We start from the raw sequence: 16,473 nt of genomic DNA, 5'->3' as shown, positions 1-16,473 counted from the left end.
CAAGCCGCCAAAGCTTGGCGGCTTGATGAATAAATAAGTAATGTCTGTATTCTACCAAATTCTGCCGAAACCGCAATGATTAAAACGGATTTTCAGTAAAGTGTTGTTTTCTGTCTATTTTGTTTTTTCAGACGGCCTAAAAACTAAATATTGAAGTATTTCAAAGCTGCATTGGAAAAACGGTTTCTTAAATGAATGTTTTTGATTAAAATACCTGTTGCTAATTCGTAGTAATTAGTCTGCTTTAACTATATGAAGAGAAAATATGGAAACAAAACCAACTTCCCAAAATGAACAACGGGCTAACCGCCGTTATTTGACTGTTTGGCGATGGCATTTTTATGCCGGACTTTTGGTTGCGCCGTTTTTAACCCTGCTGGCTGTTACAGGGTTGGGAATGCTGCTATTCGCCAATATTACCGGTAAAGAAGGCGAACGCATACATATTACGCCGCAGGCAGTGGTGCAGCCTTTGTCGGCTCAGGCTGAGGCCGCCAGACAGTTTGTGAATCCGGAAACTGCTTCTGTAGTGCAGTATATTGCGCCACGCGCAGATGATATGGTTGCCGTATTCCGTGTGAACAATGACGATAAAGCCACTATGGTTGCCGTTGATCCCTATACGGCAAAAGTTGTGAATACGATGCCGCGCGGTCAAGGCTGGTATCACACGATGGACGAAATCCACGGCGATATGATGATCGGCCCGGTGGGCGACTATCTGCTGGAAACTGCCGCGTCGCTGACCATCCTGATGATAATCACGGGGATTTATTTGTGGTGGGCGAAACAGCGCAGCCTGAAATCCATGCTTGTGCCGAAAGCAGGCAAAGGACGCACATGGTGGCGTAGCATGCACGGAGCATTTGGTTCTTGGGTTTCTTTGATTTTGTTGCTGTTCTGTCTGTCAGGTATTGCTTGGGCGGGAATTTGGGGCGGTAAAGTGGTTCAGGCGTGGAGTCAATTTCCTGCGGGTAAATGGGGTGTGGAGCCTAATCCGGTATCTTCCGTGCCAACCCATGGTGATGTGCTGAATGACGGTAAATCTAAAGAAGTGCCATGGATTTTGGAGTTGACGCCTATGCCGGTTTCCGGTACGACAATGGGTGAAAACGGTATTAATCCAAGTGAGCCGATGACTTTGGAGACGGTTGACCGCTTTGCACGTGAAATTGGCTTTAAAGGCCGTTATCAGCTTAATTTGCCTAAGGGTGAGACCGGTGTATGGACGCTGTCACAAGACTCAATGAGTTACGATATGATTAGTCCGACCGCTGACCGCACGGTACATATTGATCAATACAGCGGTAAAATCCTGGCTGATATTCATTTCGACGATTACAACTGGTTTGGTAAATTCATGGCGGCAAGCATTGCTTTGCATATGGGTACATTGGGCTGGTGGAGCGTATTGGCAAATGTCTTATTCTGTCTGGCGATTATCTTTATCTGTGTCAGCGGCTGTGTAATGTGGTGGAAACGCCGTCCTTCGGAAGCACATGGTTTGGTTCCTCCGGCGCAGAAAATCAAATTGCCGGTATGGTGGGCAATGGCTGTGCCGCTTTTGATTTTGGCTGTGATTTTCCCAACAGCCATTGCTGCAATCGCTGTTATTTGGATTTTGGATACACTGTTGTTGTCGCGTATCCCGGCATTGGCAAGATGGTTTAAATAACCGCCCGATGTGATTAAAGGCCGTCTGAATTTTTTGTTTCAGACGGCCTTTTGTATAAAGGTTTAAAGAAGCAGGGGGTTATGATTCTATTTCAGTTTATGCATGAGATGGGAATTGTGGTTGGTTTACAGGATTGTGTAAGAAAGATAAGGAGTTTTTGTATAAAAACAAAAAACCCACTTCATTGAAGTGGGTTTTTGATGAAAGCTATTAACCTTTGCGAGCAGGCAATTTTTCTTTAATGCGAGCTGCTTTACCGGTCAGGCCGCGCAAGTAGTACAGTTTGGCGCGACGTACGTCACCACGGCGTTTAACTTCGATTTTTTCTACGGTAGGAGAGTACAGTTGGAAAGTACGTTCTACACCTTCGCCGCTAGAGATTTTGCGAACGATGAAGTTGCTGTTCAGGCCACGGTTGCGGCGAGCGATAACAACACCTTCGTATGCTTGCAGACGGCTGCGAGAACCCTCAACTACGCGTACAGATACGACAACGGTGTCGCCTGGAGCGAATTCAGGGATTTCTTTGTTCAGGCGAGCGATTTCTTCTTGCTCTAATTGTTGAATCAAGTTCATTTGTTTTTCCTAAGTTATGATTGGATTTCCTGTTGCTCTTGCAAGATTTCTTTCAAGAGGCGGGATTCCTTTGGGATTAAACTGCGCTTTTCCAATAAATCAGGTCGGCGCTCTAAAGTGCGTCGCAGCGATTGCTTCAATCGCCACTCGGCAATCAAGCCATGATTTCCTGAGCGTAAGACCTCAGGAACCATCATGCCTTGGAATTCTACGGGTTTGGTGTAATGAGGACAGTCTAAAAGGCCGTCTGAAAACGAGTCTTGTTCGGCTGACTGTATATCGCCCAATACACCCGGAACCAATCTTAAGACGGCATCCATCAACATCATGGCGGGTAATTCACCGCCCGAGACGACAAAGTCGCCAATGCTGATTTCTTCGTCCACACTGCTTTGCAGCAGTCTTTCATCTATGCCTTCATAGCGTCCGCATAGAAGAATAAGATGGGACAGTTCGGCAAGTTCTGCAGCTTTTTTATGTGTCAGCGGCTGACCTTGCGGACTGAGATAAATTACTTTGGCAGGTTTTTGCGAGTTTGCTTTGGCTTCTTCGATTGCCGCTTGAAGCGGCGGCGCCATCATAATCATTCCCGGACCACCTCCGAAGGGGCGATCATCGATATAGCCAAGTTTGTTATCGGCAAATTTTCGGGGATTGATGGCTTGAAACTGCCAAAGATTTTGTTTTCTTGCTCTGCCTGTAACGCCATATTCGACAATGCTGTCGAACATCTCTGGGAAAATGGTGATGGCTTGAATCAGCATCAGTAGTCCAAACCCCAGTCGGCGATAATGGTTTTGTTGTCGGTATCGACAGATTCGATATAGTTGGAGACAAAGGGAATCAGGATTTGTCCGTGTTCGCCTTTAATCATCAAAACATCATTTGCACCGGTTTCCATCAGGTTGCTGACTTTGCCGAGGACGATGTTTTCTTTGTTGATGACGGTCATGCCGACTAAATCTGCCCAGTAGTATTCGTCTTCCTCGGTAGGGGCGAATGACTCTCTGGGGATTTCGATGGTATAGCCGCGCAAGGCAAATGCTTGGTCGCGATCGTCTATACCTTCAAATTTGACCTGAAGTTCGCCATTGACAATTTTACCTGCCTCAAGCACAACATTCAGGGTTTTGCCATCCTTGCACAACTGCCACTCGGGGTAGTCCAGCAGGCTGTCGGTATATTCGGTATTGGTGGCAATTTTAAGCCAGCCTTTAATGCCGAATACGCCTTTGATGTAGCCCATGGCTACCCGTTTTTGAGTGTCTGTCATGGTCGTTTCGGCTGATTAAGCAGCGATTTTTTGCTCTTTAATCAGTTTGGCAACTGCGTCGCTAACTTTCGCGCCTTGAGCAACCCAGTGGTTGATGCGGTCTGCGTCGAAACGTAGGCGTTCTTGTTTTTCGTTGGCAACGGGGTTGTAGAAACCTACGCGCTCGATAAAGCGGCCGTCACGACGGTTGCGAGAGTCAGTTACGACTACGTTGAAGAAAGGGCGGTGTTTTGAGCCGCCGCGAGCCAAACGGATAACTACCATTTTGAGTCCTTTTGAAAAATGCGGATATATAGAAACCGCTAATTTTAGGATATTTCACACGGGTTATGCAAGTTTTTATTTGTTTTTGTTGCTGTTTTGCCATTCGTTCAAATCGAGGCTGGCTTGATACAGGCCGCGCTCGGTTTCCGATGGGGTGACGGTAAATCCTGATTTTTCAGCGAGTTTGAGCATCGGTGTGTTTTCTTTGAGGATTTCCGCATTCATGGTTTGGTAACCTTGCTGTGTGGCAGTTTGGATAATGAGGCTCATCATTTTGCCGGCCAGGCCGGTTTTGCGTGCTTCAGGCGCTAAAGTAATGCCGAACTCGCACTCATTGCGATTGATGCGGCTGTAGCGGCTGACTGCGACGATACGGCCGTCTGAAGCGAAGGCTGCCCATGCGCATTCGGTATGAAAATCGGGACGGGTCAGCCGTGCGAGTGTGGGCAGCGGCAATTCGTTGGTATGGGTCATGAAGCGCGTATAGCGGTCGGCCACCGGTAATTGGCGGACAAATTTTTGTTTGGCTTCGGCATCTTCAGGCTCTAGTGCGCGGATGTGCAGTGTGCTGCCGTCGGGCAGGGTAAAGGTATCGGTTTGGCTCGGATAGGGTGTGAGTACATTTTGTATCTTAGGCGTTTCGGTTTTAGGGTGAAGCAGTTCGGAAGCGGCTTCGCCAGTGTTGCGTAGGAATTCGGCTGTGGCCGGATTTTTTTGTTGGAGGTAGGCGGCGGCACTTTGCATTTTGGCTGCGGCCTGTTCCAAGGTTTGGACGGCTTTTTTGGGGATTTTGGTTGTTGGTGCGGCTGGTTTTTCCACGATTTCGGGAATGATGGTACTGCTGTACTGGCTGCCGTTGTAGTTGAGGATAATGTCGCCGATATGCTGGTTATTGTGGATAAGCGTGTTTAGGGAATGCAGGAATTGATTGAGAACAGAAGTATTGTCGAGTTCTGCAAACTGGCTTAAATGCTGGATATCGAGCGTGGTAAAGGGAGGTAATGCGGCTTCGGTTTTGCCGTTGTAATGGGCGGTAAGGATGGTGCCGTAAATGGCATGACGGCTGAACCGGAACTGGATGGCATTGTGTTTTGGGGTTTGGCACGGAGGCAGGTATAGGGCTTCTGCCATCAGTTCGGTTTGGCCGGATGCAATGGCTTTATCGATACTTTTGCTTTTAGGTGTTTTCAGACGGCCTGTTTTGGCTGGAGCAGGGGTATTTTGCACTTGTCGTAAATAGGCTGTTTGATTGCGGAAATAAAGTGTCAGCAAGGCTTCTTCCGGCGTGTTAAACCGAGTCAGGCCGTCTGAAAAACGATAGCTGACGAGAATGGGCTTGCTGGTTTTTTGTGCCAAATTATCCAGAGTTTGATGAATGCTGTACGCATCCGGCGTATCTGGCGAAATAATGCCAAGCAGGGCTTGAGTATGCGGATTTTGTAATTGTTCGAGTGCCAAGCGGTGGATGCGTGCAGGCGTGGGGTTGCTGCCGATGCAGCCTTGTCGGACGGATGGTACATCAGTTGGGAGGTCAAGGGTCAATTCGCAGGCATCGGCGGTCGTGCGCAGCCATTCTATCGGCGTGTCGGACAGAATGGTAGGGTTGGTAATGACGGGAATGCCGGATAGGTGGGCTTTTAGGGCTGCTTCCAGTTCGGAGGTATTGAATACTGGTTGGAAATTGCAATGGCGGCTGAGGCTGCGCAGGATGGCTTTGTCGGTGTCGTCGGTGTAGTGTGTGGACAACAGGATAAGCGGAGTGTGGCGTGTAAAGTGGCGGATGGCACTGAACAGCTCGCGTTGGTTTTCGGCCGGATTGTAGTGGATCACGGCAACTTTGGTATGGCGGTTGTGGCCGAAACGGTTGAGCCAGTCGGCAGACGTAGTAGGGCTTAGGTCATAGTTGAGGCTGATGTGGCGTGATACGCCTTGGTGTAGCGTGTTCAGCAGGTGGTTGATGTTGCGGCTGACGGTGCTGTGGCCGGTCAGTAACGCGATATGGCCGGCCGGATAGTCGGTTTGGGTGCCGATGTTGAGGTTGAGTGAGGGGAGTTGGATGCCTGCGCTGTTACACACGGTGATGTTCAATTCGTTGCCGTGATATTTTTGAATGATGGAGCGGGCGTTTTTACAGGATTCTGGAGGCAGGTTTTCCCAATCTTGAATCAGGATAATGTGGCGCAGGTCTTTTTTACGGCAGGCTTTGAACAGCGAGTCGTAATGGTCGGGCGGGATAACGGCAACAACCAGGTCAGCTTGGCCCGGGATTTTGCTGAGGCTGGAGTAGGAGGGAATACCTGCGACACTGCTGTGTCGAAGATTGACGGGGGTGATTTTGCCTTGATATGAGGAACCGAGCAGGTGGCTGAAAATGCGTTCGCCAAGGCTGTGCGGACGTTCGCTGGCGCCGACGAGGATGATGTGTTCAGGCATGAAGAAGTAGCCGGTTTGGACGGTTGCACTCATGATGGTTCCTTATTTGTGTTTTTGGCCGTCTGAAAAGTTTCAGACGGCCTTATTTTTAGACTTCTTTTTTGTCTCCGGCTTTCTTTTTGGGAAGGATAAAACGCATCCTCAGGCCGTTGGGTTTGACATTTTCAGCAATGATTTTACCGCAGTGCTGTTCCATAATGTGCTGTGTCAATGCAAGCCCTAAACCTGTACCGGGTTTGTGCGCGCTGGAGTCGGCGCGATAAAAGGCAGTGAAAATATGCGGAAGCTGCATTTCGTCCACGCCAGGCCCGTTGTCGGTAACATCGATAATCCAGTTTTTGCCGTCTTGTCCGATATGGGTTTGAATGGTGCTGCCTTCCGGACTGTAATTGATGGCATTGCGGATAACGTTGTCAAAGGCGCGGTATAGATAGCCTTCGTTGGCGCTGACTACGGCATTTTCAGGGATTTTTGGGTCAATGCTCAGGGTAACGCTTTGGTTGTTTTGGTGGGCGATGCTTTGGTTGTCCTCAATCAAGTTGGTCAGGAAAGGAACGAGTTTGAGGTTTTCTTTTTCCAAAGGAATATTGGAAGTTTCCAAGCGGGAGAGGGTCAACAATTCTCCGACCAAAGTATCCATGCGCACCAGTTCGCCTTCGAGTCGCTTGAGGTATTGCTCTTGTTTTTGCGGCTGAGATTGAATCAGGCCGACAATCGCCTGCATACGCGCCAGCGGCGAGCGCATTTCATGAGAAACGTGGTGGAGCAGGTGGCGCTCTTTAGCCACAAGTTTTTCCAGTTTCTCGGCCATTTTGTCGAACTGTACGGCAAGGTGGGACAATTCGTCGTCACGGTCATCAACTTGTTGGGAAATACGGGTTTCAAGTTCACCGTTGGCCACTCTGTCCATGCCGCCACCCAAAATTTTAATAGGCTTGGTGATATTATTGGCAAGGATGTATGCCATCAAGAGCCCCACAACGATGATAAAAGACAGAATGATAAATTCGTGCCAAATGGGCGAAAGCGGCAAGCCGGGAATGAAGAGTGGGCTAGGGAGGCGTTGGGCTTGATGATTGTCCCAGCCTTTAATGAAGAAGAGGTATTCTTCGCCGAAGCGGTCATATTCGATGTGTGCCAAATCAGATTCGGGGTTGTTGATGGCAAAGATACGGGCGCGTTCGATGGAGAGGCTGTCAATATCGCGGCCTAAAATATCTTTTTTATCGTCGCCGGCAATGACATAAACTGCATTGGAAACCGGATTGTTTTTCCATTCGGAAAGAATTTCGCGCGCACCGCTGTCTCCGCGTGAGTTGAAGGCGGAAATGATGCTGCTCATCAATGTGGTTTCGATGGTGCGGCGTTGGTTGAATTGGTTTTCGGCAAGGGTGTTTTGTACCAGCCAAAATGAAAAACTCGCCACAAAGATTGCGCAGACGATGACTGCGCAAAATGTGGCGAAGATGCGTTGAAACAGTTTCATTGATCTGTTTAATCTTTAATTTTTAACAAACAGGTAGCCTAAGCCGCGTACAGTTTGAATCAGGGAAGCATCGCCCAATTTGTGGCGGATGCTGGAGATGTGTACGTCGATGCTGCGGTCAAATTTAGCCAGTTTGCGGTCGAGTGCCTCGATAGACAGGGTCTCTTTGCTGACAACTTGTCCGGCATGGCGCATCAAAACTTCGAGCAGATTGAACTCGGTGCTGGTTAATTCAAGCGGAATGTCTTTGATGCTGGCTTGGCGTTTGGCAGGGTAGAGGACAACGTCGCTGACAGAAATGCTGTTAGGCGCGTTGTTTTGTTCGTTGCTGTGTTGCGCACGGCGCAAGATGGCGTTGATACGCGCCAAGAGTTCGCGTGGTGTGCATGGTTTCGGTACGTAATCGTCCGCACCCATTTCCAAACCGATAATGCGGTCGATGTCGTCACCTTTTGCAGTCAGCATGATGATGGGTACAGTGCTTTGGGTGCGTACGTTTTTCAAAACGTCCAAACCGTTCATTTTAGGCATCATGGAGTCTAATACGACGACATCGTATTGTCCGGTCAGAATTTCTTGAACGCCGGCTTCGCCGTCAGAAACGCTGTGGACGTTAAGGCCTTCGGCAGTCAGGTATTCGGTCAGTAATTCGGTCAAGAGGGCATCGTCATCTACGAGTAATACGCGACTCATGGAATTTCCTTTTCGTGATTGTATGCGCCGTGGCACTAAATAGGCGGTGCGGCGATTAAAATAGAGTTGTGTTCAATCTTAACATGCAATCTGCTTTTGTTGATAGCGTAATTTTCTGTGCTTTTGCGCTTTTTTGCATAGAAACTTGTCGCTCTTTACATTTTCAGACGGCCTGTAAGGACAAACTGACAATTGGGCGTGTTTTGTTTAGGGTTTGTCACATGATTTGGCAGTTTGGTGTTTCGGTGCATTGATGAAATCTTTGCAATCGGACAAAAGTTTGGGCAGCAGAGGGGCGAATACCGGATGGCTGCGTATTTTGTCGGCGTAGAAATACATCATATAGGGGTAATAATATTGCACTGCCTGCATCCATTGCGCACCTTCTTCTTTCTTGCCTTGTCGGTAGAGGTAGAGGCCGACTTGATAGGCGCTGGAGTAGGGGCGGTAGGTCAGGGCTTTGAGTGCGGCTTCTTCTGCCCACGGGCGGATGTAGGCGTCGGTCGGGTCTGCACGTTTGCTCAAACTTAAATCGGCGTAATAGGCAAGCATGGGGCTTTCTTTGGAAAGTCGTTGCAAGCCGTCGATTTTGTTTTTAACCGTTTGCGGGTTATCGGTTTTCCCTACACGGCTATATTGGGTCAGATTTTGATATTCCCAGCTGAGGTTTGCCATGCCGATTAAAATCGATAAAGCAGCTATACCGCCTGCCCATTGTCTGATTCGGGTAGATAAAGGGCCGTCTGAAACATCTTTCGGATAAGAGGGTGTCAACGACAGAATCAGGTTGAATACGGTGAGGAAGTAGATATACCAAAGTGGATATTCAAGCATGCTGTGGCAAAGGCTGACGGCGGCGGCAGTCAGTAAAAACAGCGAGGCCGGCGTTTGGTTTTTGCCCAACAGTCGCCATACGGCTGCAAGCAGGGTTAAGGCTGCGAGCGAGGTGCCGGCAATGCCCATTTCGGACAATAACTGCATGACGATGTTGTGCGAATGGGTAAACAGTACGCCGAGGATGTTGTTGGGGAAGTATTGTTGTTGGGCATTGATTAGGAAGGTTTGCTGGGCAAAGCTGTTCCAGCCATGGCCGAACCAAGGTGCGGATTGAAAGGCAATCCATGCCTTACTCCATTCGATTTGGCGCATGGAACCTTCAAAACCGCTGGTGCCTGCGCGTTCGACAGCGGTTTCGTATTTAATGTTGCCAAATAAATCCAGCAGGCTGCCCATGCCGAATTGGAAAGCGGCGGCCAGGGTAGCAGTTAGGAGAAAAATGCACAGTGCGCGTTTGTGTTGGAAACGGGTACGCCAAAACCATAACGGCGTAATCAGGAATAGGGCGGCGATGTAGCCTAAGATGGTGCGCGAGTTGACCAGGCCGAGGGTTGCAGTCAAAGCCAATACGAACAGAAAACCTGCTGCATTGGACATTTTACGTGCCGTCCATAAATAGGACGCCGCCAAAATGCCCCACATTAAATAATGTCCCAAGTGGTTGCGCTGGCCGAGTTGGCCGTTTACGGTGCCGTTGCTTCGGGCAATAATGCCGTTCAACCATTCTACGTTGGACCAGCCTTTAAATTGCAGCCAGACGATGGCGGCCTGTATGGTTGCCCCTATCAATAAAGACCAAGCAAAGATGCTGACGACGCGTTCTTTCCCGTAAGCTGCTACCCAGCCGCGAACCGACCATGCGCCCAGTGCCAAAATGACAAAGGTCCAGGCAGTGATGTCGCTCATACCGGGGTAGGTGGAATGCATGAAGCGCGCTTGGAGTGACCAAAATGCGGCCATGGCAAACAAACCGATACTGAGTGCGGGAAGGCGGGTATTCAGCAGGCCTTTGTGTGCGCTAATCAATGTCAGTACCAATGAGCCGCTCAATGAGATGGCTTCTAAATAAAAGCTGGGCAGTGGGCCGACTCGGTAGAGTGAAAGAAAAGGGATGGCGCAAATCCAAAGAAAACTGAGCCATAAAGGCCAAAAGGTTTTTACTGAAGATTTGGCCAGGCAGTCTGAAAATGTGTGGTAGGTCATTTTGATGTGTGTTTTTGTTGTTTGATAAATGCAAGGCAGCCGAGGAAAAAAGCAATGCACAATAATACGGAAACGGCGGCGCAAATCCGGCTGGCGAGAGCCGTGTCTGCCAGGCGCATACAGGCTTCGGCAAAGTAAATCAGAATCAGCATGGAGCTGTATTGGTAAGTGTAGATGCGTTTTTTCAAAATGCCGGTCAACGGCAAGCACAAAGGCAGGGCTTTCAGTGCCAACCATGAGCCGCCTTCGCGCAATGGCGCGATCCATAATTCCCATGATAAGGAAAGCAAAATCAAAAGGATAAGGCTTATGGAAGTTGCAAGGTAAGGTAACGGGGAGCGAGTATTGTTCACAATATAAAGGGCGTAAGCCGTACTGGGAAACTTGAAATTATACCGCTAAAAATGCAGGGGGAGCCAAGAATATTGCTTAAGGATATTTAAGAAAGAATTTATTGTTTTTCTTTAAATTAATGAAACTTTATCCTGTTTTATAGTCTTATTAATATATTTATCAAATAAAGATTGTGCTATTATTATAGACGCTTTATCTCAGGAGGATAGAAAACCATGAATCGCGTTGCTGATATTATCCGTGATGATATTAAAGTAATGACAGCCTATCAGGTTGCCGATTTGCCGGAAGGTTTTATTAAGTTGGACGCCATGGAGTGTCCGCATCATCCTTTCGCCGGATATGAATCTTTGTTGTCAGAATGGGCGGATATAGTAAAAGAAGCCCCGATTCATTTGTATCCTCATACAGCCAAGAGCGGGATTTATGAAGAATTAAGGGAAGTCTTCGGTATTCCCGGCAAGGCGGAAATCGCATTGGGCAACGGCTCCGACGAGCTTATCCAGTTTTTGACCATGCTGGTTGCCAAACCTAATGCGTGTGTATTGGGTATCGAGCCAAGTTTTGTTATGTATCGTCATAATGCCGCGCTTTATGGCATGGAATATGTCGGCGTTCCCTTAAATCCGGACTTCACTTTAAATCTTCCTGCCGTTTTGTCCGCGATTGAGCAACATCAGCCGTCATTAATTTTTATTGCCTATCCTAATAACCCTACCGGTGTGTGCTTTAAACGAGAAGAAGTAGAGGCGGTTGTTCGCGCGGCAACCGGCATTGTGGTTGTTGATGAGGCATATGGCGCGTTTCATCATGACAGTTTCCTTCCGTGGGCGGGAGAAGTTGAAAATCTGGTCGTAATGCGTACCATCAGCAAAATCGGCTTTGCCGGATTGCGGATGGGGTATGCGGCGGCAAGCCCGGGCATTATTGGAGAGCTGGCCAAAATCCTACCTCCTTACAATATGAATCAATTAAGCTTGGCGGCGGCGAAATTCTCATTGAAACATCATCCAATTATTCAGCAAAACATTGATACATTGAAAAATGAGCGTTCGCGCGTAATGAATGAATTGTTGAAATTAAACCGTTTGCAAGTTTTCCCAAGCGAAGCCAACTTTATCACCGTTCGCGTTCCTGATGCGGACGGGCTGTTTGAAACATTGAAGCAAAACCGCATACTGATTAAAAAACTGCATGGAAGCCATCCGCTTTTGGATCAGTGTGTCCGCATAACCATAGGCTCGGCAGCGCAAAATGATGCCGTCTTGGCCGTTATTAAAAACCTTTACCCCAATCTTTGATTTCAAGGAAACTACCATTATGAACAAAGCTCAACTGCATTTGACCAACTTTCTGTTACTGGTTGAAGAAGCCGGCTCATTAACCAAGCTTGCACGCGCATGCGGTTATGAAAACTCCGCCTCCCTGTCTCAGCTCAAACGCCGTTTGGAACAACAAGCAGGCGACGAGTCTGCGCGCGGCATCCGTCCGAGCCTGGCTGCGAAGTTGGAGTCCGGCATGCACAAACGCAAAGGCTGGCTGAACCGTGATCACAGCAAAGACCAAGAAAAAGCAGCAGCGGTTGAAGTGGCGCGTTTGGAAAAACAAACCGCCGAAGCGGCAGATGCCGGTGTTTCGACCGAGGGCCGTTTTGTTACCGTTACCCGCAATACCAGCGAAACCCAAATCACCGTCAGCCTCAATCTTGACGGTACTGGCAAATACCGCTTTGACATCGGTGTCCCTTTCCTTGAGCATATGCTTGCCCAAGTAGCACGTCACGGTTTGATTGACTTGGATATTACCTGCAAAGGCGATTTGCACATTGACGACCATCACACCGTTGAAGACATCGGTATCGTATTGGGTCAAGCCCTGAAACAAGTGCTTGGCAACAAAGCCGGCATTACCCGTTACGGCCATGCCTATGTTCCGCTGGATGAAGCATTGAGCCGTGTGGTCATCGACCTTTCCGGCCGCCCCGGTTTGGTATACAACATCGACTTTACCCGCGCCCTGATCGGCCGTTTTGACGTCGATTTGTTTGAAGAATTTTTCCACGGCCTTGTGAACCACAGCATGATGACCTTGCACATCGATAACTTGAGCGGCCGTAATGCGCACCATCAAGCCGAGACCGTTTTCAAAGCCTTCGGCCGCGCCCTGCGCATGGCAGTGGAATACGATCCGCGCATGATTGGTCAAACGCCTTCTACCAAAGGCACGCTGAGCGAAGAATCTGTTCAAGAAGAAGCAGAAGCCGCATCAGAAGAATAAGGCAGCGTTTGAATGGATAAAGGCCGTCTGAAATCGATTGGGATTTCAGACGGCCTTTTATTATTCGTTTTGTATAGTGGCAATATTTTGTTTTAAACCATCTTTTGCTACAATCATTCTTATTATTATATTAATCATTAAATGGTTCAGACGGCCTGAGGAGAAGCAATGAAAGTAGCGATTGTCGATTATGGAATGGGAAACCTGCATTCAGTGTTGAAATCCGTTCAGGCGGCGCAGGTCTTATCCAAGCAAAATGCCGAGGTTTATCTGACTTCGCAACCCGAAGAAGTGATGGCGGCGGATAAGGTTATCTTTCCGGGGCAGGGCGCCATGCCGGACTGTATGTCTGCGCTGAAGGCCAGCGGTTTGGGCGAGGCGGTTTCAGACGGCCTGAAAAACAAGCCGTTTTTTGGAATTTGCGTAGGTGCGCAATTATTGTTTGAACACAGCGAAGAAGGCGATACAGATGGTTTGGGTTGGTTTGAAGGCCAAGTAAAACGGTTTTTGCCCAATCAGACCGATGCGCAAGGAGGCCGTCTGAAAGTGCCGCATATGGGCTGGAATACGGTACGTCAAACCCGCCCGCATCCTTTATTTCAAGACATTGGGCAGAACGAGTATTTTTATTTTGTTCACAGCTATTATTTTGCGCCGAAAAATGAAGAGATTGTTTTAGGCGTCAGCGAATACCCGAATGAATTTGCCTGCATTGTCGGTCAAGACAATGTGTTTGCCACACAGTTTCACACGGAAAAAAGCCATCAGGCAGGATTATTGCTGCTGCGGAATTTTTTAAATTGGCAGATTTGAGGTTTTTAACATAAATCTGCTAAAAATCGCTAATTTGTGTAAAATATACTGAAACTGAATAGAGGAGAAAAAAATGCTGTTGATACCTGCCATTGATTTAAAAGAAGGACGTTGTGTCCGCTTAAAACAAGGTTTGATGGAGCAGGCGACGGTGTTTTCCGATTCGCCGGCCGAGATGGCTTTGCATTGGCGCAATCAAGGCGCACGCCGTTTGCATTTGGTTGATTTGGACGGTGCATTTGCAGGCGTTCCTCAAAATTTTCCGGCAATTAAAGAAATTTTGGCCGCCGTGGCTAAAGATATTCCGGTACAGCTTGGCGGCGGTATCCGTGATTTGGGAATCATCGAAAAATATTTGGATTTGGGGCTGACCGATGTGATTATCGGTACGGCCGCGGTAAAAAATCCTGAATTTGTGCGCGAAGCATGTAAGGCATTTCCGGGTCAGATTATCGTCGGCTTGGATGCCAAAGACGGGATGGTGGCGATAGACGGTTGGGCAACGGTAACGGAGCACCATGTCGTCGATTTGGCCAAGCGTTTTGAAGACGATGGTGTCAACAGCATTATTTATACCGATATTGGTCGCGACGGCATGATGAGCGGGGTGAATATCGAAGCTACCGTCAAATTGGCTCAATCCGTGAATATTCCGATTATCGCTTCCGGCGGTTTGACGAATTTGGATGATATCCGTGCATTGTGTGCCGTTGAAAACGAAGGCGTGAGCGGTGCAATTACCGGCCGTGCAATTTATGAGGGAAGTATTGATTTCGCACAGGCGCAAAAACTGGCCGATTCTTTGGCTTGATCTAAGTGCGTTTAATTATGCAGATTAGGGCTTTGCAAGGGGTAACAGCGCAGGAGTTGGCGTATAGCTGAAAATACCTTCAAAAGCGGCATTTTGCAAAGTCCTTAGACTTAAAATCTGTCTGAAATAATTATAAAAAACAACTCACTCAATATCTTATTTTATTAAGGGATTGGTATGCTTGAAGCGTTTGTTTTGGGTTTTTGGATTATCTGGTCATCCGATCGCGAAGTGTATCCGCTAAGCGAAAGTTTGTGGTTTACACTGATTGCAGTGATACTGCGACAGCTGACGGTGTTTGATTTGCCGATTATCGATACCTATTGGATGATTTTCAATGGGATAGTGTGGGCATTTGCCGGTTTGATTTTTTCCATAGTCGGCCGCATCGACAGCAATTTCATTATTTCCTGTGTTTTGGCGATGATAGCGGGGATTGGTTATTTTCAGCTGTTGCAACATTTGCCGGATTGGTTGAGCAAATTTTTGGCCTGACGGTTTCAGACGGCCTGAGAGCGGATAAGAGGTATTGGGTATGGCATTGGCAAAACGAATTATTCCCTGTCTGGATGTAAAAGACGGCCGCGTGGTAAAAGGTGTCAACTTTTTGGGTTTGCGCGATGCAGGCAATCCGGTTGACGTTGCCAAACGCTATAACGATGAAGGCGCGGATGAGTTGACCTTTTTGGACATCACCGCTTCCAGTGATAATCGCGATACTATTTTGCACGTCATTGAGGCAGTCGCATCACAGGTTTTTATTCCATTAACCGTCGGCGGCGGCGTGCGTACGGTTGCCGATATCCGTCGTCTGCTTAATGCCGGTGCCGATAAGGCCAGCATCAATACGGCCGCTGTAACCAATCCTGATCTGGTAAACGAAGCGGCCGGTTTTTTTGGTTCGCAAGCGATTGTTGTTGCCGTGGATGCCAAAGCGGTCAACCCCGGAAACACCCGTTGGGAAATCTTTACCCACGGCGGACGTAATCCGACCGGTTTGGACGCGGTGGAATGGGCTGTCGAAATGCAGCGGCGCGGTGCGGGCGAGATTTTGCTGACCAGTATGGATCGGGACGGCACCAAGCAAGGTTTTAACCTGCCTTTAACGCGCGCGGTCAGCGAGGCGGTGGATATTCCGGTCATTGCTTCCGGCGGCGTCGGTTCGGTTCAGCATTTGGTGGACGGTATTAAAGAAGGAAAAGCAGATGCGGTATTGGCCGCCAGTATTTTCCACTTTGGCGAAGCGAGTATCCGCGAAGCGAAACTGGCCATGCGTGAAGCAGGAATTGAAGTGCGTTTGTGATTGCTATCCAAAGGCCGTCTGAAAATATGGGAGAAAGACGCGAATGTCGAACATAAACAAAACGCTGCTGAATGCCGTAAAATTTGATGAAAAAGGTTTGGTTTGCGCGATTGCTCAAGATTGGCAGACACACCGTGTGCTGATGGTTGCCTGGATGAACGCCGAGGCCCTGCAAAAAACCGTAGAAACCGGTTTTGCCCACTATTACAGCCGTTCCCGCCAAAAACAATGGATGAAGGGCGAAGAGTCCGGACATACGCAAAAAGTACACGAATTGCGCCTAGATTGCGATGGCGACGCAGTGGTCATGCTGATTGAACAAAACGGCGGCATTGCCTGTCATACTGGGCGCGAAAGCTGTTTTTACAAAGTTTGGCAAGACGGCGCATGGCAGACAGTGGATGCCGTGTTGAAAAACGAAGAAGCAATTTACGGACATAAACATCCTTAAGGCCGTCTGAAAGAAATAAGAGAA

17 protein-coding genes are annotated in these 16,473 nt (G+C 48.4%); 8 read left to right on the top strand and 9 right to left on the bottom strand.

What is annotated here, in order from left to right:
* The first annotated feature begins 265 nt into the window (after positions 1-265).
* Complete coding sequence (locus ACTHSX_RS04725; protein WP_440377005.1) at positions 266-1,675, top strand: PepSY-associated TM helix domain-containing protein; 1,410 nt, start codon at positions 266-268, stop codon at positions 1,673-1,675.
* Between the two features lie 210 nt (positions 1,676-1,885).
* Here ACTHSX_RS04725 and rplS read toward each other — a convergent pair whose 3' ends face one another.
* The 9 genes from rplS to ACTHSX_RS04680 all read right to left on the bottom strand — a co-directional run bounded on the left by rplS (position 1,886) and on the right by ACTHSX_RS04680 (position 10,793).
* On the bottom strand, positions 1,886-2,251 hold the full coding sequence (gene rplS, locus ACTHSX_RS04720; protein ID WP_003679470.1) for a 50S ribosomal protein L19: 366 nt from the start codon (positions 2,249-2,251) through the stop codon (positions 1,886-1,888).
* Between the two features lie 14 nt (positions 2,252-2,265).
* Entirely contained in the window at positions 2,266-3,015 is a 750-nt protein-coding gene (gene trmD / locus ACTHSX_RS04715) for a tRNA (guanosine(37)-N1)-methyltransferase TrmD (protein ID WP_440373275.1), read from the bottom strand.
* Positions 3,015-3,524 (bottom strand): ribosome maturation factor RimM, encoded by a 510-nt coding sequence (gene rimM, locus ACTHSX_RS04710; protein WP_440377006.1) that lies wholly within the window; start codon positions 3,522-3,524, stop codon positions 3,015-3,017. The genes trmD and rimM overlap by 1 nt, the downstream gene beginning before the upstream one ends.
* A gap of 15 nt (positions 3,525-3,539) precedes the next feature.
* Positions 3,540-3,788 carry a 30S ribosomal protein S16 gene (gene rpsP, locus ACTHSX_RS04705; RefSeq protein WP_440377007.1) on the bottom strand — a complete coding sequence of 83 codons (249 nt, stop codon included), beginning with the start codon at positions 3,786-3,788 and terminating at the stop codon, positions 3,540-3,542.
* Positions 3,789-3,863: 75 nt separating this feature from the next.
* Positions 3,864-6,254 carry a GNAT family N-acetyltransferase gene (locus ACTHSX_RS04700; protein ID WP_440377008.1) on the bottom strand — a complete coding sequence of 797 codons (2,391 nt, stop codon included), beginning with the start codon at positions 6,252-6,254 and terminating at the stop codon, positions 3,864-3,866.
* A gap of 55 nt (positions 6,255-6,309) precedes the next feature.
* Positions 6,310-7,707: an ATP-binding protein gene (locus tag ACTHSX_RS04695; RefSeq protein WP_440377009.1), complete on the bottom strand. Its 1,398-nt coding sequence runs from the start codon at positions 7,705-7,707 to the stop codon at positions 6,310-6,312.
* A gap of 15 nt (positions 7,708-7,722) precedes the next feature.
* Positions 7,723-8,400 (bottom strand): two-component system response regulator MisR, encoded by a 678-nt coding sequence (misR, locus tag ACTHSX_RS04690; protein ID WP_063075637.1) that lies wholly within the window; start codon positions 8,398-8,400, stop codon positions 7,723-7,725.
* Positions 8,401-8,607: 207 nt separating this feature from the next.
* A complete protein-coding gene (locus ACTHSX_RS04685; protein ID WP_440377010.1) occupies positions 8,608-10,440 on the bottom strand; it encodes a Wzy polymerase domain-containing protein in 1,833 nt (610 codons plus the stop codon).
* Positions 10,437-10,793 (bottom strand): DUF2069 domain-containing protein, encoded by a 357-nt coding sequence (locus ACTHSX_RS04680; RefSeq protein ID WP_039862096.1) that lies wholly within the window; start codon positions 10,791-10,793, stop codon positions 10,437-10,439. Before ACTHSX_RS04680 ends, ACTHSX_RS04685 begins: the two co-directional genes overlap by 4 nt.
* A gap of 216 nt (positions 10,794-11,009) precedes the next feature.
* Between ACTHSX_RS04680 and hisC the strand changes: the two genes are divergently transcribed.
* From hisC to hisI, 7 genes are all read left to right on the top strand, one after another.
* Complete coding sequence (gene hisC / locus ACTHSX_RS04675) at positions 11,010-12,095, top strand: histidinol-phosphate transaminase (protein WP_440377011.1); 1,086 nt, start codon at positions 11,010-11,012, stop codon at positions 12,093-12,095.
* 19 nt (positions 12,096-12,114) lie between these two features.
* Positions 12,115-13,071, top strand: a complete 957-nt coding sequence (hisB, locus tag ACTHSX_RS04670) for an imidazoleglycerol-phosphate dehydratase HisB (protein ID WP_440377012.1) — start codon at positions 12,115-12,117, stop codon at positions 13,069-13,071.
* Positions 13,072-13,239: 168 nt separating this feature from the next.
* On the top strand, positions 13,240-13,884 hold the full coding sequence (gene hisH / locus ACTHSX_RS04665) for an imidazole glycerol phosphate synthase subunit HisH (protein WP_440377013.1): 645 nt from the start codon (positions 13,240-13,242) through the stop codon (positions 13,882-13,884).
* A gap of 73 nt (positions 13,885-13,957) precedes the next feature.
* Positions 13,958-14,695, top strand: a complete 738-nt coding sequence (gene hisA / locus ACTHSX_RS04660; RefSeq protein WP_440377014.1) for a 1-(5-phosphoribosyl)-5-[(5-phosphoribosylamino)methylideneamino]imidazole-4-carboxamide isomerase — start codon at positions 13,958-13,960, stop codon at positions 14,693-14,695.
* Between the two features lie 177 nt (positions 14,696-14,872).
* Positions 14,873-15,190, top strand: coding sequence for a multidrug transporter MatE (locus ACTHSX_RS04655; protein ID WP_440377015.1), 318 nt, complete (start codon positions 14,873-14,875; stop codon positions 15,188-15,190).
* 40 nt (positions 15,191-15,230) lie between these two features.
* Positions 15,231-15,998, top strand: coding sequence for an imidazole glycerol phosphate synthase subunit HisF (gene hisF, locus ACTHSX_RS04650; protein ID WP_440377016.1), 768 nt, complete (start codon positions 15,231-15,233; stop codon positions 15,996-15,998).
* Between the two features lie 52 nt (positions 15,999-16,050).
* Positions 16,051-16,449 carry a phosphoribosyl-AMP cyclohydrolase gene (gene hisI, locus ACTHSX_RS04645; RefSeq protein ID WP_094192905.1) on the top strand — a complete coding sequence of 133 codons (399 nt, stop codon included), beginning with the start codon at positions 16,051-16,053 and terminating at the stop codon, positions 16,447-16,449.
* Positions 16,450-16,473: the final 24 nt, after the last annotated feature.

It is taken from the genome of Neisseria sp. P0014.S002 (genome assembly GCF_051958295.1).
Classification (GTDB): domain Bacteria; phylum Pseudomonadota; class Gammaproteobacteria; order Burkholderiales; family Neisseriaceae; genus Neisseria; species Neisseria flavescens_B.
Note: the sequence above shows the minus strand (reverse complement) of the source record. Positions and strands in the feature narration are given on the sequence as shown.